Origin of the sequence: Sphingobacterium sp. SGG-5 (assembly GCF_011043525.1) — a bacterium.
Taxonomy (GTDB): Bacteria; Bacteroidota; Bacteroidia; order Sphingobacteriales; family Sphingobacteriaceae; genus Sphingobacterium.
Window position 1 is genome coordinate 204,710 of record NZ_JAAKGO010000007.1, and the last position, 24,335, is coordinate 229,044.

The following is a 24,335-nucleotide window of genomic DNA, read 5'->3' on the forward strand; positions in this document are numbered from 1 at the left end:
AATTACGAATTCTAAATTAGGAATTACGAATTAGAAATGGAGAATTAGGAATGGGGAATTTAAAAATTCGTAATTCATAATTCTCTGATTCGTAATTAATAATTATAGTGGCTGTTTTGCTTCGTCAATTTCAAGTCTTGCAGAATCGACGCTTTCGCACGAATCGTGATGTTATAACTTTGGTACCGACCAAAAGGCACCCATCCTACCGACATATCCCAACAGTGTAAATCCCGGTAAATCGAGAATCGGGTCAGCGAAACTTCCTTTTGCTTGAAGTCATAACCGGAGTTAAACTGTATCTTCCATTTGGGCGTAACATTCAGATCGCCGTGCACCTGTACGGTCGCTGTAAAATCTGCCTTCTCCCGGCGCTCTGCCGAATCAAAACGTTTGAAATATTGCATACTGAACGATCCGGCCAAATTCCATGGAATTTTAAAATCGACGAAAGCGTTGGGATCTGCGCTGACGCGTGCCAAGGCTTCAGCCTGTTCCTGCGTCATATTCGGCATATCATTCCGTAGGGAGTCAATATTTCCATTACGGCTTTTCGCCGCATCGGGGTTAAAGCTGTAGTCAAATGACATCCCAAAATTTGTCAACCTCGCCAACTTACCATCCTCTACCGTAAAACGGTTAATGCGTTGACCCCGGCTATCCAACATGTAGGGATCAAAAGACCCGTTGAAATTCAAGTTGATCTTTTGATTAAAAAGGCTGGTTCTTCCTGAAAAGCTTATCGTGGAAAGTTTTAACGAATCCGCAGCAAAGTTATAATTCCCACTAAACGATAGCCCCGATAGGATCGGAATCTTCTTGAAAGCTTCTTTCCCTGTTGTATCGTTTGCATTTTTGATTTTAGCTTCGATATTGTTATCTACCGAAAAACCTATCCCCATCGAGCGTCCTGACGACGGTGAACCAAATATAGCACCTTCAAAAATCGAGTATTCCCGCAGTCGTCCAGTCTCATCAACATATGATTTATAAAAGCCATACATCGGATCTGAAAAATCGGGACGATAATTGAAATTTACCGAAGGCGTAATCACGTGACGTATCGCTTCGATCTTACCCATTTTCGGATACATACCGTATACCTTTGTCGACAATCCCGAAGACATGGAGTAATCGTAGGCCCGGCGAAACCCACCGATCGTATCCCGCACGCTTTCATAACCGTTTATCGTGTTCTCCAACCCGTTACGTATCGTTTGGAGATACCATCGTTCCGTATAATTGACCGACGTATTGAATTGGAAAAATTTAAATGCATTTAAGCTCAGGCTGACTGGAACATTATGTTGAAAACCATTGGTAAATTGACTTAAAGCCTTTTTGGTGAATAATGTCGAATCGCCTGTCGAAATCGAGTTTCGCCCCTGCAGGCTATATCCCACCGTAATACGCTGATACCACTTCTGTTCCCCTACCCGATCTTTCGAATCAAAAGGATTGAAAGTCGATACGTTCAAGCTAAAGGTCGGCAGCTCGAGATCGACCTTACCGGAGGCCATATCCTGTCGATGGCTTAAACTCGATGTAAAATTCACTTTCCCATCGGCGAAAACTTTACCGTAGCTGATGGACGAAGACATGTTGTTCCGGGTCAGCTGATCATAGTCATATGTACTGTTTGCACCCGTATTCCTAAAGTAAGACGCCGTACCAAAGTTTACCGACGCCGAAAAAGACGTCCCCGGGTTGGCTTCCTGACGTTGCGTATGATTCCAGGTGACGTTAAAATCGCGGTTTGTCCCATAATTATCCGACCCCTCTACACCCGTTTTCGTGGAGGCATAGCGGATATTAAACCCGCCGTTATACTTGTAATTGACGATATAATTTGTCCGGACCGAGGTTTCCCAGGATCCCTTCGAATACACTGTTCCCCGTATTTCACTATCCCAATAATCGTTAAATGTCAGATACCAGCCCATATCCCGCAGCGCAAATCCCCGAGCCATATCTTCGCCAAACGAAGGAAAAAGAAACCCTGAAGTCTTCTTATTCTGTTTGGGAAAGAAACCAAAAGGCAAGGCCAGAAATTTGAACGGTATATTCTGTACAACAAGATAGGAATAACCCGCCACGATCTGATTTTTAATGGCTACCCCTTTGGAAATATGTATTCCAAAATGCGTATGCGGATACGGAAGGTCACAGGTACTGTATAAGCCGTGATAGATCGACATTTCATCGTACATATTCTTCCGGACTTCACGAGCTTGTATAAAACCGCCATCCATTTCGGTCATGATGCTGTAGGTCTTGGCCTGCTGGGTTTTATAATTATAACGCAGAGAGTCCACCGCTTTGGGCGTATCGTTGGGGAATAGCACCACCGGACGGCCGACATATTTTCCGTTGTGATCCGTGACACCACTAGCAAACAAGGTATTGGTATTACGGTCCAGACGGATATAATCTGCTGAAAGCTCAAAATCCAAATACTTGACCTTTGCTCCTTTATAAAGATGGACAATATTTTTCTTCACTTCATTCCACGACGAATCGTTGGCGACGATCGTCACGACCGTTTCCAGCCCACTCTCCCCCTTCATAACAACCGTATCCTGACCAGTAGCTGTTTTTAAATGATTTGCAGCCGTGTCTGCCGCTAATGAGTCCACGACAGCTTTTGTCGTGTCCTGTACACCGTTTACTACTGTTTTTGTGGTATCATTTTGCTGTGCGAACAGGGCGTTATTTCCTCCCCAGAGGAAGACAAACAGAATTAAAAAACTCGTTAGTGTCTTCAAAATAAATTCTGAATATTAAATTCGCAGCTAAATAAACTCTTTGGCACAAAAGTAGTCAAAAAACAAATAGAAAGGGTCGATATTTTCATGATATATATGATATCCCTTATCTTTGCGTTATTTACATATTGAACCGTTTTGCAAAATTGTTAAAAATATAAAAATGAATTTTTTAAATAGTGTTAAAAGAATTTACCTGCCCCTCGTTTCCATATCGATACTAACCATTTCCACATCCGCTGTCCCATTTCCGACACCTTCTGATCCGATGAAAAGTTCGTCTATAGGTAAGGTACAGATTGTCTGCCTGGATGCCGGCCATGGGGGACATGACCACGGTGCTGTTGGGCGCAAAGCCAAAGAAAAGGATATTGCGCTGGCTGTGGTGCTAAAGTTAGGGAAGCGTATTGAAGAAGGGCTTCCAGGGGTAAAGGTCATCTACACACGCACCACTGATGTATATCCGAAACTCTACGAAAGGCCAGCCTTAGCCAATAAACATAAGGCGGACTTATTTATATCTGTGCACTGTAACTCCGCAGACCGCGATGTACGTCGAAAAAATAGCCGAGGAAGATATTATAATGCCATACAACGTAATCCTTCGGTAAGAGGAACGGAAACACTGGTCTGTGGTATCCATCGCTTGGACCAACAGGACGTGGCCATTCGGGAAAACGCGTCGATTTTATTGGAGGAAAACTACAAAGAAAACTATAATGGTTTCGACCCAAAAGATCCGTCCAGTTATATTGTCTTTAAGCTGATGAAAAGGCAGTATCGTGATCAAAGTATCCGTTTAGCCAGCTATATGCAACACGAATTCAGTGCAGCATCCCGTGGCAACCGCGGTGTAAAAGAACAAGGATTGGCCGTACTGGCTACTGCAGGTATGCCTGCGGTCCTTACCGAAATAGGTTTTATCAGCAGTCCGGACGAAGAGGATTATATGCTTTCAGACGCCGGACAGAAAGAAATCGTAGAAAATTTGTTCCAATCAATAAAAACTTACAAAAACAATGTAGAGAAGTAAACTTTTCTTACATTAGTAATGTATATTGACTTAGATAGTATTGGAATAAATTTAAAAACTTACGATTTTGAAGATTTCTAACGAAACAAAGGTTGGTGCACTGACGATTATCGCTTTGGCAATTCTATTCATTGGCTACAGCTTTTTAAGAGGAAACGATATATTCAGCCGCGACCATATTTTTTATACGGTATATGATAATGTCGACGGACTTACGGTATCGAAGCCGGTAATGGTCAACGGTTATCAGATTGGCCGTGTATCTCAAATGGATCTTCTGGAAAATGGCAAAATCCAGGTAGCGTTTAAGATTAACAGCGACTATGACATTCCAACGAATACCATTGCTCGCATCGTCAGTGCGGATCTACTCGGCAGCAAAGCTATTGTCTTCGACTTGGGAAATAGCCCCACTATGGCAAAGAATGGTGGCATCCTGCAATCGGACGTGCAGGCCAATTTGTTAGAAAAAGTGGAACCTTTACAACTCAAGATCGAAAATTTAGTCGTTAAACTGGATTCGGTCCTCACCGGCGTGAATTCTGCTTTGAATGACGAATTCCAAACGAATTTCCGGAATAGTCTAAGGAGTATTTCGGTTTCCCTAAATAATATGGAGAAAATCACTTCGGACGTAGAAGAGCTGATGGGATCGGAAAAAATACGGCTGGCTAAAATCATGCAAAATGTTGAATCGATATCAAATAACCTGAGAAACAACAATGCACGTATAAACTCTATTTTAACGAATTTTGATCGTCTATCAAACGACTTGGCATCCATGGAAATCAAGTCAACCGTTGACAATGCCAATCAGGCTATGCAGTCTGTACAATCCATTACAGATAAAATCCAGCGAGGAGAGGGTTCCCTTGGTATGCTGGTTAACGACGATCGGCTCTATACCAACTTAAGTAACGCTTCAGAAGAATTAGATGCATTGATACGGGATTTAAAGACAAATCCTGGTAAATATCTTAAGCTGTCCATTTTTGGCAAAAAGGATACGAGGTAGGAATATCAAAATAATAGGAGGTGTCTCAAAAGAGCTGACAGTTCACTCTTCGTCATTTCGAACGAAGAGAGAAATCTATGGATAAATTCGAATTAACTAATTTTCAAAATTACTTAACCATAGATTTCTCGTCGTCCCTCCTCGAAATGACGGTAAAACAAACTTTTGGTACAGCCCCGAAATCAATCTTACAGTCTCTTTACACGCATATTTCTAAAGTAGACCTGATCACCATGACCAAGGAAGGCAATATGTCCCGATGTACGGAATAATCCCGGATGTTCTTTGCTATCCAACGTCCCATTTGCTTTTGCATCCGCAATACTTCCATCTAAAATCACATTTCCATTTAGAATAACTTTGATATGGTCTCCTTTCACCTGGACTTCCTGGTAATTCCACATCCCTACTGGATTTAGAAATCCTTTCTTTGCAGCCATAATCCCATACAGTGATCCATGATATTGATAAGGTTTCAGGTATTTATACTTTTCGGCATCATTGTCTATAATTTGGATTTCAATACCTTCGTAAGCCGCATTTCCCGTCAACGGCGTGCGTATCCCCAACCCATTATTAGCACCTGGGCTTAACTTAAACTCGAAACGGAATGTAAAATCAGAAAACTCTTCTTTCGTATAGAGATTCCCACCCGACCCTTTACTCGGATTAATTACCATTTCACCATACTCAATGGTGTAATCACGTGTATTTCCTTGCCATTGATCCATATCCGTTCCATCAAACAACACATGGAATCCGTCCTTCTTCTCGGCTTCTGCATCAAACTCCTTTACAGCATAGACTTGTGCGGACTCCTTTTCTTCAACGCTTTTAAGTACAGACAGTACGGTGGCTTTGGATGCCCATGGTAATGTAGGTAATGCTTCCTGCAATGCCATATTCACTTTTTTACTGCGCATGGTTAGCAAAGCATGCTTTACCGCCGCAATTTCTTTCGCTTCTCCTTTTTTCAAGATCGCCAGAAAATCGGAAAGCAAAGCTTCGCCACCTAGCCGTCCCGCCGCTCTAATAGCCGCTTCTTTTACATCAATATCCGAAGAGTTCATCAATTCCTTGATAGCCGGTAAAGCAGCAGGCATGTCCGTTGTAGCCATAACTTTCAGCATTTCGATCTGTAATTCGGATTGGCTGTTTTTCAGTAATTTTACCCAGAAATCGACATGATGTGCATTCATATAAGATGTTGCCAACCGCAACGCCGCTATCCGGTAGGTTTTATTAGGTCCGTTAAATGCCGTTTCCAACAGCGGTAAACTTTTCTCTCCTTGCAGATCAACGACCAATGTCAATGCAGCGATACGCGCTTGCATTTCATGGCTATCTGTCTTCCGCATTAAATCGCTTGCGAGTTGTTCTGCCAACTTTTGATCTTTTTTACTTAAGTTTTTAATATAATTCAAATACGCTCCAAAAGCATGACTTGTATCAAACCGATAGTTACTCTCATCCGCAATTTTTGTTAATACGTCTTTCGATTGCGGATCGGCTATTGCGGCTAAAGCAAAGTATGTAGCCTTACGTACATTTTCATTCTTGTTGTTAACATAAGGCATAATCGCCTTTACCGCTTTGTTATCTTTCAAATAGCCTAAGGCCTGCACTATAAAAATCAAATTGTGCTGTTTGGCATCCGATAGGGCCTCTCGGAGGATCTTTTTTGCCAAATCCCCACCTACCGCGACTAACACTCTACTCGCGGGGTCGGCTAGCTGATTATCGGATAAAAAGGGAGCAACGTATGCTACAACGTCGTCTTGTGCTATACCTTGCAGCTGACTCAATATAAAGGACTGCGCGTCCTTGTCGGTACTCTTCTGTAAAGATTTAGCATAAGCTAAGGCTACTCTCTTACGTAAGTCATCCCTGCCCGGTACACCGACATAAGCGGAAAGTCCAGATAATGCGTATTCTACCACTGCATTCTCTCCTGTGTTCATAGGTTTCAACAGATGGGCTAAAGCGATCAAATCTTCCTCCCCCCATGTCGCCACCTTAGCCATCGTGACGTCCAACTGATGAAAATCCTGGGCAGGAAGCTGCGCCATAAGCGTAGCTATGTTCTTATTCTCCTGTGCTTGTGTCGATAAGCCCCAAGCCAGTAGACAGATTATAATAGTGTGTATTTTTCTCATTTTCGTTTTTTATGCAATTACAAACTCCAAGGTGCCCGCATGGGTGGATCGATATATCGGTTGGCCGTTTCATCATTTAGAAACAGTTGCTTCTCCGAATCAAAATGTAATACTGACCTACCTAACCTCAACCCCACTAATGCCATATTAATAAGCGTACAGGAACGATGTCCATTTTCTTCATTAAGTGCAAATTTTGAGCGGTTTCTTACCGCATCCGAAAAATTCACAACCTGTTCCGGCGGTTCCGGAAATTCCGACAGCTTCGCATTGAGGTCCGGGATATCGGAGCGAAAGCCCGGGTATAACTTACCCTTTGGACCTTGTATATACGGCACATTATTGATCTTCCCCTCTCCGTCCAGCACAATCTTACACCCGTCGGCGTAGGTGTACACGATTTTGCGCCAAGTACCTACGGCGTCGGGATGCTGCTGTGGTGCATCAATCTCGACCTTCACGGGACTTTCGTTATCTTTTCCTAAAAAATACTGCACAGGATCCAGATAATGTTGCCCCATATCAGCCAGTCCACCACCGTCATAATCCCAGTAACCCCTGAACGTAGAATGTACCCGATGTGTGTTGTAGGGTTTGTAAGGTGCCGGACCTAACCAGAAATCGTAATCCAATTCATCCGGAACAGGCTCGGGCTTTAGATTTTCCTTACCCACCCAGTAAAATTTCCAGTCAAACCCGGTATGTTTCCCGACGGTAACTGTCAATGGCCAGCCGAGAAGCCCGCTTGCGACGAGCTTCTTGATCGGTTGTACCGGCGTGCCCATTCCATAAAAATTACTTTGAAACCTAAACCAGGTATTCAACCGGAAGATATTACCATACTGGCGCACCGCTTCCATTACTTTTTTTCCTTCACCAATAGTATGGGTCATGGGCTTTTCACACCAGATATCTTTACCCGCACGGGCGGCATCAACCGCCATGATGCCGTGCCAGTGAGGAGGTGTGGCAATATGTACGATATCGACTTCCGGCAGCTGGATAAGGTCGCGGTAATCGCCAAAAGTTTTTACACCTTCACCGCCGCCGAGTTTTTCAAGTGCGATGTTGATATGTCGGGTATCCACGTCGCATATGGCCACCACCTTGGTGCCTTCATAGGGGATGTGATTTCGGCCCATTCCACCTACGCCGATTATCCCTTTTGTCAGGTGGTCACTCGGTGCCAAAAACCCTTTCCCACCCAATACAAAGCGTGGCACTATACTGAATGCGGTAGCAGCCAGGGCGGATTTCTTAATGAAATCACGCCTGGATTCTCTTATTTTCTTCATGTGCTTATTAACTTATGATAAAGGCTTACAACAGTTCTAATTCTGCAACAACGGGTCTTTTATCCGAAGCGTAGTCCAGCTTCTCATCAATGACGTTATGCGACAAAGTCTTAAAAGAATTCGGGGTATACATAATGTGGCTTATTGCTCGTGTCGGCGCCTTGACCGGATAGACTTTAGGACAATCTTCTGTTGGACAGGTTCTGGTAAAGTTTTGATCTAATGCATTTATTTCAGGAGCACCTGGCATAGTTCCAAAATCTCCAGCCAAAATAATGGGCAGATCGGTCGACTTACTGGCGTTAATAATTCCTTCCACATGGGCTAACTTATCCGCTTGCGATCCGGCGATATTCGTATTCATAAATACGATATTCTTTTTATTGGGAAGCTCGACCTGTACACCAGAGAGCACACGTTGCTCACCTGATTTTCGAGGCAATTCTATTCGAAACGAATCTTTGATCGGGAATTTCGAGAGAATAAGAATACCGTATTCTCCTCCTTGAAGATCTATGCCTTTTGCAAAGTGGTGATACGGCATCTGCGTAAGCTTCGCCAGCTCTTTTGCTTGGTCTACATTTCTGGTCCTTTTCGTGTTAACATCGACTTCCTGTATAGCAGCGAGATCTACATTCGCATCAGCAATCACTTTTGCAGTTTTTGCGACATCTACATTACCTGCTTCGTTTCTACAGGCATTAACATTATAGGTCAATACATTGATCTGCTGTGCGTCAGCGCGTTCTATCGTTACAAAAGAAAGCATACATACAATACATAATAAAAAGAGTTTGTTCATGGTTCTGTGTTTTAGTTTAAATTATAGATTTGTTTTTTATTTGCGATAGACAGACTATTGCGCTACTTTAAATTCAGCGTAGACCAGCATTCCCCGTGTAGGCGAATCCAGGATTTCATATTTGACAGGTATGACATCATGCCGGGTACTGGTCTTGTATAAGATGATATCTTGAATACTAACAGGGTCTTCTTTGGGAAAGGTATATTCACAATTGTAACAGCCGGTTTCATATTGCTGCGCCAAGACCTCCAAAGTGGGGTCGGTAAACGAGTTGTCGATATAAAAGCCCGCGGCAAGAAAAGCGGGATTTTGAATTCCTTTGGTATAGTTCAATAATAGTCCGGCGTGTTCTATCCGGATTGTCTTGTACGAATCACTACCCGTTCTATCCTCAAACTGGGCGCCCACAAAACTAAAATTCTTCCCATCCGGAAACTCGGCAGTTATTACGGCTACGGGCCTGTTGCCGCCATATTGTACTTTGGACTCTTCAATAATTGGATATTTTGAAAGTAAAGATACTCCGTAGAGACCCGTATTATAAACTTGGGATCCTCCAAAATAGTGATTCATATTAGCACCTGTCGCAATGATCTCTCCCTGCATTACCCCTTTGCCCGAACGTGTGTTATCATGATCAACTTCACGCACCAATACGAAATCAGGATCCAAATCACTGATAATAGCAGCAACCTCCGTCAGTACCGCATTGTTATGGAAAATACCTACAGACACCACCTTAATTAAAGTTGTATCGGTACGTTCCTGCTTATCCCGGAGATCTTCCGGTATTTCATAATGTTTCCAGGGTTCTTTCGAACAAGTAATCAAAAAAGCGCTAAGTACGACACTTAGATATATAATTTTTTTCATCAGTATTCAAATTAATAGTTTGGATTTTGTTCCATATTCGGATTGGCTAACATCGCTTCCAACGGAATCGGCCAAAAATAATCCCGATCCTTGCTTGCCTTCCGTACTTCGACCTGGACAAACTCTTGGGTGTTGGGGTTATAAGCACCTTCCACTACTCCATTCATCACGTCTTCAAATATTCCCCAACGCCGGATATCAAAATAACGTACGCCTTCAAATGCCAATTCCACGCGCCGTTCCCTCCGTACCAACTCCCGCAGTTTCTCCTGCGAATTGTAGACGGACACGTCGACGTCAGGCATACCTACCCGATTACGGATTTCATTGAGATACTTGACCACATCCGGATGATCCCATTCACCGGTTTCAATTAAGCTTTCGACATACGTCAAAAGGATCTCCGCATAACGGATAATGGCAAAATCTAAGTTTCGGGTGCCTGCTTTATCCCTTTCATCGATATATTTCTTGACCCAATAACCGGTAAATGTCGAATACGACTCCCCGATGCGATCCCGGTTTCCGGGAGAAGGGTCAAACGGATTTAGTGTGCTGGTCATGAACTTATCTCCGGGCAACATAATCGAATAAGTCAACCGAGGATCACGATTGCCTTTGTAGTTGGGATCCTTTCTATATATGTTTAACGAATCGGGTCCAAGCTCCTGGATGGTTTTCCCTTGAAGTGTTTCGTAAGCATCCACGATAGACTGTGTCGGCGACAACACGGTTTTTCCTCCTTGGCTCTGCGGTACTAAGGTATTCCAGACCTCTTTCGCTCCACTCGCACTAAAATATACTCGTTCACCATTCTGTTCTCCTGTATATAGAAACAGATTTTGGTATCCATTGATTGCGCTCGATTTATGTAATCCATAAATTTTCGAATCAATGATCTTCTTTGCAGCCATTTTAGCGGTTTCATATTCTCCGCTAAACAACGCCATTCTCGAAATAATAGCCCAAGACCTCCCGGAAGCTATTCTATTCTGATCTACCGTACTGTACCGTGCCGGCAGAAAGTTGGCTGCTTCCGTTAACTCCGCCAACACAAAATCATACACCTCTTGATAAGTATTCCGCTTGACATCGGCATGTGCGGGACTTAATACCGTCGTCACCAAAGGTACACCACCAAACAAAACCAATAACTCATAATAATAGTATGCCCGCAGGGCACGAGCTTCGTAAATATAGCGTGTCTTCAACGCATAATCCTCCATCACGACGCGATCTATATTGGCTAAAAAACGATTGGCTCTGCGGATATTCCTATAGTTATCCCGATAGATGTGAAGTGCCATATCCCAGGACGAGTTCTGTATACCCTTGACATAGTCTTCATAATGTCCATAGGCACTTTGGCGTTGGACCAAATTATCCGATAAGGCATCAAGAAATGCAACTTTCCGGCCATGAAAACCATGTGGAATACCAGCATAGATGGATTGTAACGCATCCGTAGCGTTTTTCTGTGTCAACCACCAGTCCTCGTCTGAGATATCTGTAGGATGGTCGTGTGTCAGGAATTCTTCACAACTGCTGAAGCTCAGCAAGCAGAACATACCTAATACATAAATAAAATATTTTGATTTCATAACTTAAAAATTAACTCTGGCTCCTATTGAATATAACTTGGTGATTGAATATGTCCGTTGGTTACCCCTGCTTTCGGGATCAGTTAGCTCCACCGAAGTGAAAGTGAATGGGTTTTGCGCATTGAGATAAACCCGAACACCCGAAACACCGATCTTCCGCAATGTCGATTTCTTAACGTTGTAGCCCAGCTGTATGTACTTGACACGAAGATAAGCTCCATTTTGAAACCAAAAATCAGACGAAAGCTTGTTGACGGTAGGGTTTGTATTCAACCGTGGGAAGCGGGCATCGGTCCGTTCCGGTGTCCAGTATCTCCCGTCGTAAAACGTCGTCGGTACACCGCCATCAAAACTTTGATCCAACGGTAAGGCAAACATACCCAATAGCGTCGCATCACTCTTACCCGTCCCCTGCACCAGAAAGTCCAGATCGAAATTCTTGTAATTCAACGTTACATTCCCAAAGTAATTGATCTCCGGCGTCGGATTTCCTATCTGGCCTTGATCTGCGTCATCAATGATTCCGTTACCACTCAAATCCAGGTAACGGATATCTCCCGGCTTTTGTCCTGTTGTAATGGGGATTAAAGCGTTACCCATCTCATCAAAATCTCTTTCCTGAAGAAGACCAGCGGTCTGATAGCCGTACACGCTCCCTATACTGTACCCTTCCTGATGGATACGGGTAGCACTTTCCTCTACATACGGGCCATTCACTAACCGTTCGATCGTATTTTTATTGTAGGTAATACCCGGTCTGAAGCTTAGTCTAAAATCCCGGCTAAAACGTTCATTATAATTCACCGAGAACTCTATCCCCCGATTTCTTACTCTACCCGCATTAATCGGTGTTGCCCGCTCAAAACCTCCCGCTAAGGGTAAGGTAGGCGAGAGTATGATATCTTTGGTGAGCTTGTCGTAATAATCAAAGGTAAGTTCGATCTTATTTTGTTTAAACAGCCCCAAATCCACACCGGCATTCAACATATCTACCGTTTCCCAGGTAATATCCGGGTTACCGTGGCTCGTTTCCAATCCATTGGAGGTGTTGATGAGCGATTGATACAAGTAAGCTGCAATGTTCTCATTCCCTAACCTACCGTAAGACAGCCTCAGTTTCAAATTGTTAATTGCTTTTATGTGCCGCATGAAACTTTCATTATGCAAATTCCAGCCGACAGCTACCGACGGGAAAAAGCCAAACTTATTATTCGGCCCAAAGCGTGACGAACCATCCGTACGTGCGGTGCCTTCAAACAGGTATTTATCTTGATAACTGTAATTAACTTTACCAAAACCCGACATCAACGAATAGATATTCCAGTTGCCACTATTGTTTTCCTCCTGCGTATACCCCGCCATACCAAAAAGATAATGATTGCCTTTACGCCAGGTATAGTCTGCCGAAGCTGAGACGAAGTAATAAGCTGTGCGCCCCATTTTTGCCGAGCGCTCAAAAGCCCATTCTCTCAAAATCGCAAAGGTATTGTAATCGTAGTGGACGAAGTTTGGTTTTGTAGTTTGTTCGGCATCGCTGTTTAACCGGAAACTAATTTGTCCGCGGAGGTTTAAGTTTGGCAATACTTCCCATCGTGGCTGCAAGTTAAGGCTTGATTGTGCCTGCTCACTTTCATGTTTTCCTCCTTGCTCTGTCCAGGCAATTGGATTGACTATGTCTGCATATTGACCGTAAAAAGCGTAACCGCTCCGATCCGGATAGCGTGGCAATATATTCGGCGGTACCCGATAAATATCTTCGATCAACCTATAGGCACGTGGTTGGTTGAAAACATTCCGTCGGATAGCCAATAAATCTAGTTTAACATCAAATTTCTTCCCGAAAGAAATGGACGTATTGGCCCTGAAGTTCAATCGCTTGTATCCCGATTTGGGAAGCATCCCTTGTTGGTTCATGTAATTTCCGGTGATGGCAAATCTCGCCAAGTCATTTCCACCTGTTACGGACAAAGAATTACTCGTCAGCGGTGAATATTGGCGAATCATTAAGTCCATCCAATTTGTATTCGGATAATTCAACGGATCTTCCCCACTGCGCGTTTTATCAATAACCTCTTGGGTAAAAGGTCCCGCATTACCGGAGTTCTGTTCAGCTTCATTGAACATTTGCATATAACGAGGAGCGTCTACCGTCCGTGGCATCACTGTCGGTGTTGCCACGGCATAATACCCGTCATAGGCGACGTTCATCTTCCCCGGCACTCCCCGTTTCGTCGTCACCAGAATAACCCCGTTGGCTGCGCGAGCCCCATATATAGACGCTGCCGCAGCATCTTTAAGCACGGTAACGCTTTCAATCGTTACCGGATCAATATTATTCATATCCATGGGTAATCCATCGACCAGTACCAGAGGATTGGAATTGTTCAACGTCGTAATACCCCGGATTCGAATGGTCACGGCATCGCCTCCCGGTGTTCCTGAACCTTGATTGACCTGAATACCCGTAACGCCTCCTTGTAAGGCTTGGCCTAAAGAGGTAATAGGCTTACCGGCCACATTGGACTCCATGTTCAGACTGGAAACAGCACTGGCCATATGCTTCTTTTGCATCTCCGTCATTCCTACCACGACGACTTCTTCCAAGGCTGAAATCTCGGCCTCTAAACTCAGTGAAATATTGCGTTGATCACGCCGGAAAGTCCGTTCTAACGGCAAAAACCCGGTTATAGAGAATAATAATGTAGTCCCTTTAGGAACGGTTATGCTAAAATTCCCATCCTGATCTGTCTTTGTGCCAATGGTAGTTCCTTTAACCGCCACACTAACGCCGGATAACGTATTGGGAGGTTCGTTGGTGTCATAGATCCGTCCGGAAATGACAACTTCTTCCTGCTGCGCATCAGCTCGATTATCGTCTTTCGTAATAATGAGCGTGTTTTTATCGATCGCATATCTTAAAGGCTGCGTGTGAAAAATCGACATCAATGCTTTATCTAAACTCACATTGGAGAGCGCTACGGTGACAGGTTTTGCGGACTTCAGCACGTCTTCGTTATAGATAAAATAATAACCGGTTTGCTTGTTCAGTTCTTTGAAAACCTCTTTCAAAGAACTATTACGCACCTTTAGTGTTACTTTTTGTGCCAGGCTGTTTGCGCTCAAATGCATACCGCTTATCAGCAAAAGAAGGGTGGTTAACTTCATAATTCGAAAAATTCGTTGGTTTACAGATCGATTTCTGTGTTTTTTCTGCTTTACATTTCGACTTTTAAACAATGAAAGTTTAAAATGTAATAGTTCTTTCATACTTTTGAGTGTTTTGGTTAATGAATACATAGTGAATCGATTATTCAATCGATAGTTAATTTAATCAGACATCTGAACCTTTCCGGTCGCGACCCGGAGAGGTTCTGTCTTTTTTACCTGGATTCTATTTTTTTCATATTATTTTGATTTAAATTGGCGAACAATTATTTTATTTCCTTCAATAGCAAAATTTACTTTCCCCGCCTTTTCCAAAATGCCGAGCAATCTTTCGAGCGAGTCTTCTCTGGAAACCATCCCTGCTAATACAATGGATGGTATTTCCTCTTCATATATAACATCCACATCATACCACCGTGCTACCTGTTGCATGATTTGCTCTAACTTCTCTCCATCGAAAATGAAGACGCCGTTTTTCCAAGCCATTATTTTTTCGATGTTAGCAGTCCTTACCGTAACACCTTTTCCTCCACTCCAAGTTTCGGCCTGCTCACCAGGTTCTAGCAAAACCTCTTCTCCGTCGTTCCGGATTTTTACCTGTCCTTCCAACAGGGTTGTCTGACTTATCTGCTCTTCCGGATAGGCCATAACGTTGAAATGTGTCCCCAAAACTTCCACCTCATACTGTGGTGTCTTCACCCGAAACGGCTTTGTTTTATCCGGTGCTACTTCAAAGTATGCCTCACCACTGATTTCAACCCTTCTTTCTTTTTCCGGAAAGACAGGCGAAAAGGTGAATATAGAAGCCGAATTCAACCATACTTTCGTTCCATCAGCGAGAATAACCTCCAATTTACGTCCTCGTGGAACGGTGATGGTATTTTTAGGAGCTATTTCATTATATTGACTTACAGGTTTGTCCACATCAATTTTATACACCACTCTATCCTCATCCAACTTCGAGATGATCATACCTAATTCTTGTACGGTCTCGCCTTGTTTTAACGCATTCAAAACAATTTGCTTACCGCTGTATAAAGTTAGAATGACATCATTTTTTTTTGTCAATATCTGAACTTTATCTCCCATAGTCGCAACGGTATTTGAATTGAATGCGATAGACCAGTTTGTCTGATACATATAAACGATGAATGCAACGGCTGACATTAACAACAATACTGCTGCAACACGTATAAATGTATGGAGCCGACTTCTCCAATGTCGCCGTTGTGATTCCCTTTCGTCAATAACCTGTACTATTTTATGGTAAAGCCTATCCATTTGACCAGGACTGGCTTCAATGGAGGCTTCATATACATCGCTATTGAGCTCTTTGCGGATAAGTTCTTTTAGCAAGACCTCATTTTGATCGATATCAAAATATTTTAAGAGAAAAAAAATCTCTTCTGCCGTACATCGCCCATGTACATATTTCCGAAACAATTCGTTTATATCTTCTTGTTTATTCACAATAATATATCTTGCTTTTTATCTTAATACGCTCGTAACAGAAAAACCATCTGCTCCATTTTTATTTTTTTTTATTTTAAAAAGAATCGTACTATGTCTATGGTGGCTTTGCAGACCTTACATAGAAAGTAAAATAAGCAATGGAATATAATAGCGTGTGTTAAGCAGATACTCTTTTACAACTTTAGAGGCTTTTACAATATGGTCGTTAACAGTGGCAGGAGAAATACCTAACATCTTGCTGATCTGGTCATAAGAATAGCCTTCGAGCTTACACAATTGATAGATTTGTTGCCTTTTGGGAGACAACTGTGCAATAGCTTTTTCTAAGATAGCTTTGTTTTCCTTTTCATCTACCCATTTTTCAATATGCTGATAACTATTCTCTCCATGTAACATCATTTTCGACAGCATATTCCTATCTCTGGCTGCTTTACGAAAATAGTCATAAACAATATTCTCTGCGACACGGTAAAGAAAAGATTTAAATGATTTTTCAGTGTCTAATACGGCTCTCTTGTCCCACACTTTTAGGAAGACGACCTGTAACAGGTCTTCTGCGGTTTCGACAGATTTAACCATTCTCAATATATTACGGTATATCGCGCTGCTATATCGGCTATACAATAGCTCAAATGCATGCTGGTCGCCTTGTTGCAGAGAAGTCAATAAATCGACCTCAGCACTATCCACATCTATATTATCAGCGTTCATTAAACCAATTATCCTAGCTTTATTGCGACTTAGAATCTGCTCACAAAATATGAATTATTTGTAATATTATGAGTTTTGCTGTATTAAACTTCTGTTATCAACTAATACAGGTTCAAATTGATATTGCTAATGTATCAAAAATGATTTACAAAACCAATCATCGATCCGAGTGTAGATTGCGGTATCCAATACTTACAATGTCTCTTGCAGCCAAGCAAAAAACTCCCGGTGCCAGACTTGTGCATTGTGTCCCGTCAATACCCGATGGTTTTCATCTGGAAAATAGACGAGCCTACTTTTAATGCCCTTTAGTTGTGCAGCCTGAAAAGCCTCTAATCCTTGTTCTATAGGCACTCGATAATCTTTACCCCCCTGGAAAATAAGTATGGGCGTATCCCACTTATTAATATATGTAATTGGATTAAACGTCGTATATGTCTTTTCATTGGCCTTATCCCAATACGGGCCGCCCAATTCATGGTCTGCAAAGAATAACTCCTCAGTCGTCCCATACCATGAAGTCATATCAAACAATCCACAATGCGAGATAAAAGTCTTAAATCTTCCTTCATGTACACCGGCTAACATAAACACCGAATACCCACCGTAGCTTCCTCCTACAGCACCTAATCTATCCTTGTCTACATACGGCTCTTTGGCGATATCGTCAATCGCCGACAGATAGTCCCGGATAGACTGTCCGCCCCAATCGCCCGATATTTCCTCATTCCACGCTACGCCCCAACCGGGCATTCCACGCCTATTCGGCGCGATCACGATATAGCCTTGAGAAGCGATAAGCTGTAAGTTCCAACGAAAAGAATAAGCTTGCGTGAGCACAGACTGTGGACCACCCTGACAATATAGCAAGGTTGGATATTTTTTACCGGGATCAAAATCGGGCGGATACACAACCCAGGAAAACAGGTCTTTACCATCTGACGCTTTTGTTGTGCGTCCTTTCACCGGTGTTTCTTTAATCGACGCATTCATGACATCATTGACGCCTGTAAGAGGCCGTAATGTCTTTGATTGGAACGAATAATGATAAATTTCGGCAGCTTGTGTCAACGTTGTAGAACTAACGATCAGCCCATCCTTCATCTCTCCAACAATTCCGGCAATATCAAATTGCCCTGCACTGACCTGTTGTATCCTCGGTAAAGACCGCATACGCATTGTCGACGGAATATCGACGACAAATAGCTGCACAGTGCCCTGTGTTGGTGCTGTAAAGTAGATTTTCCGATTGTCTTTGCTCCAGAAGAAAGCATTGACTGCCCCATCCCAGTGCGCAGTAAGGTTCAATTTTTGATGCGTGCCAGCATCTCGTAAAACGATATCATTCTTGTCTGCCTCGTAACCATCGGTTTGCATGCTTAACCAGGCTAATCGCTGACCATCGGGACTGAAACTTGGGTTGGTATCATAACCATTCATACCCGTCGTGAGATTTTGGGTAGTACCGGTCGTCAGGTCATATTGATAAATATCCGTATTGGTGCTACGTGCATAAGTTTTTCCAAAGCTTTTCTTGCAAACATATAAGATAGACTTGCTGTCAGGAGCCCATACAAAGTCTTCCGACCCGCCAAAAGGCATTTGTGGAGAATAAAAAGGTTCTTTCCCCATGATATCTTTCACCTCGCTTATCTTACCATCGACATAACGAGCAACAAAGGGATGGTTAAAGCGTCCATCATTAAATTTATCCCAATGACGGTAATCCAGGTCGTCATAAATGTACGCGTCGGATTTGGGTATATCTTTGTATTTATCTACGCTATGAAAATTCTTTATTAACACAGCTTGGCTATACAGTATATATTGTCCATTCGGGGAAAATTTCACATTCTCCAAGCCGCCTTCGACATTGGTAAGCTGAACAGGGTCTCCGACATGTATATTTTTCTTCCACAACTGCCCACCCAGGAGATAAATGACATCACCGTTATTGTCTATCCGCACCACAGACTCCGCTCCTTTGGTTGTTGTCAATTGGACAGGATTTCCCGTTGGAAGGGGCAAAGCATATAGATTTTTTTCGGATGTATTGTCTTCAAAGGAATAGCGGGAGACACTGTACACCACAAAGGATCCGTCGGCAGCCATCCCTTCAGCGGACACACGTCCCAATTTCCATAAAGTTTCGGGCGATAAAGGTTGTGCCGAGAGACTCTGCTTTATTTTTTCTCTTATTAAGGATTGCTCAATTATTCGTTCGGGCACACGTTGACCAAAAGAGAAAGGATTTATCATAAATATGAGGGCTAATAGGGATAATCTATGCATAATCTAATCTTTATACCTGTCGCAAGATAAGAAATATTGAGGTAATACAATATTGCAAAAACCGACGAAATCATTATCTCTATATACCAACTTAAGTAACGCTTCGAAGCGGATTCGACGCTGGTTGGGTCACGTTCACCTTGAGTCAGATCGGATTCAACTCTAGTCAGATTGCTTTTGACTCAAGGTAGGTCACGTCTACCTTGAGTCAGATCGGATTCGACTTTAGTCAGATCGGGAGTTATTCATTCAATGCCTTATCCAATTGCTCTTTATCCAGTTGCTTTTCCCATCTGGCGACAACTATACTAGCCACTCCGTTTCCAACCAGGTTTGTCAAGGCCCGGCATTCGGACATGAAACGATCTATTCCCAGAATTAAGGTCATACCTGCGACGGGAACTTCCGGCACAATAGCGAGTGTTGCAGCTAAGGTGATAAAACCCGCTCCAGACACTCCTGCTGCTCCTTTAGAACTTAGCATAGCCACAAGCAGAAGCAATATTTCATGCTCCCAACTTAAATCAATATTACAAGCCTGAGCGATAAATAACGAGGCCAAAGTCATATAAATATTTGTTCCGTCCAGATTAAATGAATATCCTGTCGGCACGACCAATCCCACAACCGATTTAGCACAGCCTGCTTTTTCCATCTTTTGCATTAATGTAGGAAGAGCCGCTTCTGATGAGCTTGTACCTAGGACCAACAACAATTCATCTTTAATATAACGCAAGAATTTAAAAATAGAAAACCCGTTATATCGCGCTACCGCGCCAAGCACAATTAATACAAACAAGAGTGAGGTGATATAGAATGTTCCGACCAACATCCCTAAATTGGCAACCGCATCTATCCCATATTGGCCAATCGTAAAACCCATTGCACCAAATGCCCCTATAGGTGCTGTTTTCATTAATATTTCAACGACTTTGAAGATAGGATGTGTCACAGCATGTAGGAAATCAATGACTACCTTGCTCTTGTCTGCTGTCAAGGCTAAACCTATCCCAAACAATATGGCGGCAAAAAGGACTTGTAAGATATTCTCCCCGGTGAGGGGGCTCATCATTGTTTTAGGAATAATTTCAAATACAAAACCGACAAAAGATTGTTCATGCGCTTGCGTCACATACTTGGCGATCGCACTGGCATCCAATGTCTCCGGATCGATATTCATACCCGCCCCCGGCTTTATCACCTTACCGACAAGCAGCCCGATAACTAATGCCAAGGTAGAAAACGTAAGAAAATACATAAATGCCTTGCCCGCAACTCTCCCGACTTTTTTCATATCATTCATACCGGCGATTCCAGTAGTCACGGTCAGGAATATCACAGGCGCGATAATCATCTTGACTAACATGATAAAACCGTCTCCCAACGGTTTCATGCTCACGCCGATCTCCGGAAAGAAATGGCCTAACAAAATACCCGCTATAATGGCGACAATAACCTGAAAGTATAAAACTTGATAGATTTTCTTTTTTTTAACGAGGGGTGGTTTTAAATCGATTTGTACCATTTGGTTTCTGTTACTATTATAAAAGGCCTAAAATTAGAAAATTATTTGTAAAAAAATGTTAAATATATTGACACCGTTTTTTTTGATTTTTAACTTCGATCATCTTTTAATTTCTTATTAAAATCATTTTTTATGTCAACCAACGTAAACAAGCTAAAATTAGTTTTATGGAGTGTTCTATTGATGGCTTTTGTTCGGGTAGATGCTCAAAGTGTGCAATTATACACTACTTATCCAAAGATTACGGTTTCTCCGGGAGAAGTCGTCGAGTATAATATAGAGTTGATTAATAATAGCAGCGCAATCAAGACGAGCGAAATTGCCGTAGAGGCTCTGCCTAAAGAATGGCATTACGAGCTCAAATCAGGCAACTACACCGTAGATCGGGTATCCGTGTTGCCAAAAGACCGAAAGACCTTGAACTTACGTGTGTTTATGTCGGGCAAGCAATCGAAAGGTTCGCACACATTTTATGTTTCAGCCAAAGGTCAGTATAGATTACCGCTAACTGTTAACATCGATAAAGACGGTATATCGATAGGTGAACTATCTTCAAAGCAAACTAATATGGAAGGGGCAGCCAATTCGACTTTTACCTACAACGCGACTTTGTTTAACCGTTCGTCTGAAAGCCAGGTATATGCGCTCTCGGCGAATACCGAAGAAGGATGGGGTGTGGTTTTTAAATCCGCTGGAAAACAAGTCAGTTCCGTCAATGTCGATCCCAATCAACGTCAGGATATTTTGGTTGAAATCAATGCTCCTGAAGGTACAAAAAAAGGATCTTATAAAATACCTGTTCGTGCTACGAGTAGCACAGGACAGTCTGAAATTGTTTTTGATATCGTTGTAACAGGTTCTTACAAGCTCGAACTCACAACATCTTCAGGACGATTGAATTTTGATGCCAATGCCGGTTCGACACATAAACAGCAGCTCATCGTCAAAAACACAGGCAGCTCAGACATCAACCAGATCAACTTCTCTTCGGAAGCGCCAAGTCATTGGGAAGTCGTATTTGAACCCGCGCGGATAAATACAATCAAAGCCGGAGAAACGGCCAATATTAACGCAACGGTAAAACCACCTAAAAATGTGATGGCTGGTGATTATATGGTAACCTTTTCTGCCAAATCCAGTGACGCAAGTGCAAAAAGCCAATTCCGCGTAACGGTAGAAACCTCCTTATTAAGTGGCTGGATCGGGCTATTATTCATTATAATCGCCCTCGGAAGTGTTTATCTTTTAATTCGTAAATATGGAAGGAGATAATCGTGGCTACCCCTATTATAGATATAAAAGGCCTGCATAAACAGTATGGCACATATAAAGCTGTTGACAACCTGGATCTTCAGGTTCAACAGGGTGAAATATTTGGGTTACTAGGACCGAACGGTGCGGGAAAGTCGACGACGATACTGATGATGATGGGTTTGAGTGAGGCCTCCGCCGGCCATATTTCTATCGCTGGCATAGACCCACAACGTAACCCTATAGATGTAAAAAAAGTCATCGGCTACCTCCCGGACAATATAGGCTTCTACGAACAGCGATCTGGCCTAGAAAATCTCGAATTGATCGGACGGCTTAATGGGCTGTCAACCAAGGAGACCCGGCAGAGAGCACATCTCCTATTTGAAAAAGTAGGTTTACAAAATGTGATGAATAAAAAGGTAGGGGCGTATTCGAGAGGAATGAAACAACGTCTTGGACTGGCAGAAACACTGATTAAAAAACCCAAGATTTTAATCTTGGATGAACCTACTTTAGGATTAGATCCTAACGGGGTAAAAGAATTTTTACAACTCATCCAGGAATTGAACCGCCAGGATCAACTCACCGTGCTCCTGGCATCACATCATCTCCATCAAGTTGAGGAAGTCTGTAACCGGGTAGGACTCTTTGTCAAAGGTAAACTTGTTGCCCAGGGCACTATCCAACAACTCGCTGATCAGCTATTTGCCCAAATGAATCCTACGGTAACCATCGAAACGAACCTGACTGATGTGCCACAGCTCGAAAACATATTACGCAGCCAAGAAAATGTCATTGCAGTGGATTTTAACGATAATCGGTTTATTATACAACATACTTATCCGAACACACTGCCTATCGTAGAAATATTTGTTAAGGCACACGTGCCTATCCATTCCTTATTTGAACGGACGTACGGATTAGATGACATATATTCATTCTATTTTAAAGACAGTAACATATGAAACTGAAACAATTCTTTAATATAAACACGGATAGCATGAAGTCCATGGGGGTTTTGATCGACAAGGAAGTTTCAGACTATATCCGCAGCAAGAAATTTATCGTTTTGCTACTTATTGTTTTGTGCACCAGCGTTGCATCGTTATATAGTGCGTTAACTACCTTGCGCCATAACCCGCCTTCACCGGACAGCGCACAGGCTTCGTTTTTCTTTTTGCAGGTATTTACACATTCCGATGGCACCTTACCTCCATTTCATGTCTTTATCAGCTTCTTAGGCCCCTTACTTGGGATATGCCTCGGATTCGATGCCATAAACGCGGAATATACAAACCGATCGTTGACCCGTATACTTGCTCAACCTATTGCCCGTGATGGCTTGTTAAATGCGAAGTTCATTGGCGCATTGATTATTTTGGTATTTATTTTTGCTAGCCTTATCTGTATGACGGTCGGATTGGCTGTATTTTGGACGGGATTGACTCCTTCTTTTCATGAATGTTTGCGGCTTGGATTATTTTTATTCGTGACCGTAGCCTATGTCGGCTTCTGGCTTAACCTTGCTCTTCTATTTTCTGTACTATGGAAACACCCGGCTACATCGGCATTAGTAAGTATTGCAGTCTGGCTGTTTTTTATGGTTTTTTACCCGATGATTATCGGTGTAATTGCAAAAGGCATGGCACCCGGCATGTACGCATCGAATCAGGAAATACAAAGTTTTCAAAATTTTATCTTATCTATTATGCGTCTGGCCCCAAATCAGCTGTATGAAGATGGGACTCTTGTCTTACTCATGCCAAAGGTGCGGAGTTTAAGTCCATTATCGATGGAACAAATGCAAGGTGCTATACCCACAGCGTTACCAGTATGGGAAAGCGTAAAGGTCGTATGGACACAAGTCACTGCGTTAATAGCCAGTACGGTGATATGCTTCGCCTGTTCTTACTTTGTCTTCATGCGACGGGAAATACGAGCCTAAGAATGCAAACAATTCCGCGGTAGGACTGTTCTTAGCTATACATCAATACGATTAAAGCTATGGATAAATTAAAAAAATTCGATTTAATGACAAAGATTGCCCGTGAGCTGGAAGACGTACGGAATAGTTTCCAAGCTGTGTTGGAGAAAATCGGAAAAATTGAAGTAGATAATATCGAGTTGGGTGACAAAACTATTGAAAGCAAACTACCCGATATTTACCAGGAAACAGCAACCCAAGTAGATACTATTAAAGACATTCTTGATGCTTTTTTAGAAAAAACGGAAGACTTTGGAGACAAGAATAATGTAGATAAACTTCGTGAGCAACAAGAAATTAACAATTTAAAATAAATTGTCCCTAAGTAAAAGACTGTCTCCTACGGTTGCCTTTGATAACCAGTAGAAGACAGTCTCCTTAACTCAAA

17 protein-coding genes are annotated in these 24,335 nt (G+C 42.6%); 6 read left to right on the forward strand and 11 right to left on the reverse strand.

Features of this window, described 5'->3' with window-relative positions:
• Positions 1-95: 95 nt before the first annotated feature.
• Positions 96-2,765, reverse strand: a complete 2,670-nt coding sequence (locus G5B30_RS12740; protein ID WP_240903202.1) for a putative LPS assembly protein LptD — start codon at positions 2,763-2,765, stop codon at positions 96-98.
• Positions 2,766-2,928: 163 nt separating this feature from the next.
• Here G5B30_RS12740 and G5B30_RS12745 point away from each other — a divergent pair, with 163 nt between their 5' ends.
• Both G5B30_RS12745 and G5B30_RS12750 read left to right on the forward strand, forming a co-directional pair.
• Entirely contained in the window at positions 2,929-3,798 is an 870-nt protein-coding gene (locus tag G5B30_RS12745) for an N-acetylmuramoyl-L-alanine amidase (protein ID WP_165320379.1), read from the forward strand.
• A gap of 67 nt (positions 3,799-3,865) precedes the next feature.
• Positions 3,866-4,813, forward strand: a complete 948-nt coding sequence (locus tag G5B30_RS12750) for an MlaD family protein (RefSeq protein ID WP_165320380.1) — start codon at positions 3,866-3,868, stop codon at positions 4,811-4,813.
• Between the two features lie 188 nt (positions 4,814-5,001).
• Here G5B30_RS12750 and G5B30_RS12755 read toward each other — a convergent pair whose 3' ends face one another.
• From G5B30_RS12755 to G5B30_RS12800, 10 genes are all read right to left on the reverse strand, one after another.
• On the reverse strand, positions 5,002-6,969 hold the full coding sequence (locus tag G5B30_RS12755; protein ID WP_165320381.1) for a DUF1080 domain-containing protein: 1,968 nt from the start codon (positions 6,967-6,969) through the stop codon (positions 5,002-5,004).
• Between the two features lie 17 nt (positions 6,970-6,986).
• The gene (locus tag G5B30_RS12760; RefSeq protein ID WP_165320382.1) at positions 6,987-8,264 is read right to left on the reverse strand and encodes a Gfo/Idh/MocA family oxidoreductase; all 1,278 of its coding nucleotides are present in this window, start codon (positions 8,262-8,264) and stop codon (positions 6,987-6,989) included.
• A gap of 25 nt (positions 8,265-8,289) precedes the next feature.
• On the reverse strand, positions 8,290-9,066 hold the full coding sequence (locus tag G5B30_RS12765; RefSeq protein WP_165320383.1) for an endonuclease/exonuclease/phosphatase family protein: 777 nt from the start codon (positions 9,064-9,066) through the stop codon (positions 8,290-8,292).
• A 54-nt stretch (positions 9,067-9,120) separates the two neighbouring features.
• On the reverse strand, positions 9,121-9,942 hold the full coding sequence (locus G5B30_RS12770) for an endonuclease/exonuclease/phosphatase family protein (RefSeq protein WP_165320384.1): 822 nt from the start codon (positions 9,940-9,942) through the stop codon (positions 9,121-9,123).
• An 11-nt stretch (positions 9,943-9,953) separates the two neighbouring features.
• Positions 9,954-11,543, reverse strand: coding sequence for a RagB/SusD family nutrient uptake outer membrane protein (locus G5B30_RS12775; RefSeq protein WP_165320385.1), 1,590 nt, complete (start codon positions 11,541-11,543; stop codon positions 9,954-9,956).
• Between the two features lie 3 nt (positions 11,544-11,546).
• On the reverse strand, positions 11,547-14,708 hold the full coding sequence (locus G5B30_RS12780; protein WP_240903203.1) for a TonB-dependent receptor: 3,162 nt from the start codon (positions 14,706-14,708) through the stop codon (positions 11,547-11,549).
• Positions 14,709-14,948: 240 nt separating this feature from the next.
• Positions 14,949-16,178: a FecR family protein gene (locus G5B30_RS17565; protein ID WP_165320387.1), complete on the reverse strand. Its 1,230-nt coding sequence runs from the start codon at positions 16,176-16,178 to the stop codon at positions 14,949-14,951.
• A gap of 117 nt (positions 16,179-16,295) precedes the next feature.
• Positions 16,296-16,892, reverse strand: a complete 597-nt coding sequence (locus G5B30_RS12790) for an RNA polymerase sigma factor (RefSeq protein WP_165320388.1) — start codon at positions 16,890-16,892, stop codon at positions 16,296-16,298.
• A gap of 192 nt (positions 16,893-17,084) precedes the next feature.
• The gene (locus G5B30_RS12795) at positions 17,085-19,184 is read right to left on the reverse strand and encodes a S9 family peptidase (RefSeq protein ID WP_165320389.1); all 2,100 of its coding nucleotides are present in this window, start codon (positions 19,182-19,184) and stop codon (positions 17,085-17,087) included.
• A 241-nt stretch (positions 19,185-19,425) separates the two neighbouring features.
• Positions 19,426-20,709, reverse strand: coding sequence for a dicarboxylate/amino acid:cation symporter (locus G5B30_RS12800; protein WP_165320390.1), 1,284 nt, complete (start codon positions 20,707-20,709; stop codon positions 19,426-19,428).
• Between the two features lie 132 nt (positions 20,710-20,841).
• On the opposite strand from G5B30_RS12800, the gene G5B30_RS12805 reads away from it, so the two are divergent.
• Genes G5B30_RS12805 through G5B30_RS12820 form a run of 4 tightly spaced genes read left to right on the forward strand, consistent with a single transcriptional unit; the run spans position 20,842 to position 24,261 of the window.
• Complete coding sequence (locus G5B30_RS12805; RefSeq protein WP_165320391.1) at positions 20,842-21,981, forward strand: NEW3 domain-containing protein; 1,140 nt, start codon at positions 20,842-20,844, stop codon at positions 21,979-21,981.
• Positions 21,982-21,983: 2 nt separating this feature from the next.
• Positions 21,984-22,928 carry an ABC transporter ATP-binding protein gene (locus G5B30_RS12810; protein ID WP_165320392.1) on the forward strand — a complete coding sequence of 315 codons (945 nt, stop codon included), beginning with the start codon at positions 21,984-21,986 and terminating at the stop codon, positions 22,926-22,928.
• On the forward strand, positions 22,925-23,908 hold the full coding sequence (locus G5B30_RS12815; RefSeq protein ID WP_206367117.1) for an ABC transporter permease: 984 nt from the start codon (positions 22,925-22,927) through the stop codon (positions 23,906-23,908). The genes G5B30_RS12810 and G5B30_RS12815 overlap by 4 nt, the downstream gene beginning before the upstream one ends.
• 59 nt (positions 23,909-23,967) lie before the next feature.
• Complete coding sequence (locus tag G5B30_RS12820; protein ID WP_165320393.1) at positions 23,968-24,261, forward strand: hypothetical protein; 294 nt, start codon at positions 23,968-23,970, stop codon at positions 24,259-24,261.
• Positions 24,262-24,335 lie beyond the last annotated feature (74 nt).

Bases quoted from the DNA above. Each gene is read 5' to 3' on its own strand.
- G5B30_RS12790 (WP_165320388.1), bottom strand. From the start codon at position 16,892: ATGAACGCTGATAATATAGATGTGGATAGTGCTGAGGTCGATTTATTG.
- G5B30_RS12760 (WP_165320382.1), bottom strand. From the start codon at position 8,264: ATGAAGAAAATAAGAGAATCCAGGCGTGATTTCATTAAGAAATCCGCC.
- G5B30_RS12770 (WP_165320384.1), bottom strand. From the start codon at position 9,942: ATGAAAAAAATTATATATCTAAGTGTCGTACTTAGCGCTTTTTTGATT.
- G5B30_RS12800 (WP_165320390.1), bottom strand. From the start codon at position 20,709: ATGGTACAAATCGATTTAAAACCACCCCTCGTTAAAAAAAAGAAAATC.
- G5B30_RS12775 (WP_165320385.1), bottom strand. From the start codon at position 11,543: ATGAAATCAAAATATTTTATTTATGTATTAGGTATGTTCTGCTTGCTG.
- G5B30_RS12820 (WP_165320393.1), top strand. From the start codon at position 23,968: ATGGATAAATTAAAAAAATTCGATTTAATGACAAAGATTGCCCGTGAG.
- G5B30_RS12805 (WP_165320391.1), top strand. From the start codon at position 20,842: ATGTCAACCAACGTAAACAAGCTAAAATTAGTTTTATGGAGTGTTCTA.
- G5B30_RS12795 (WP_165320389.1), bottom strand. From the start codon at position 19,184: ATGCATAGATTATCCCTATTAGCCCTCATATTTATGATAAATCCTTTC.
- G5B30_RS12755 (WP_165320381.1), bottom strand. From the start codon at position 6,969: ATGAGAAAAATACACACTATTATAATCTGTCTACTGGCTTGGGGCTTA.
- G5B30_RS12765 (WP_165320383.1), bottom strand. From the start codon at position 9,066: ATGAACAAACTCTTTTTATTATGTATTGTATGTATGCTTTCTTTTGTA.
- G5B30_RS12745 (WP_165320379.1), top strand. From the start codon at position 2,929: ATGAATTTTTTAAATAGTGTTAAAAGAATTTACCTGCCCCTCGTTTCC.
- G5B30_RS12815 (WP_206367117.1), top strand. From the start codon at position 22,925: ATGAAACTGAAACAATTCTTTAATATAAACACGGATAGCATGAAGTCC.
- G5B30_RS12780 (WP_240903203.1), bottom strand. From the start codon at position 14,708: ATGAAGTTAACCACCCTTCTTTTGCTGATAAGCGGTATGCATTTGAGC.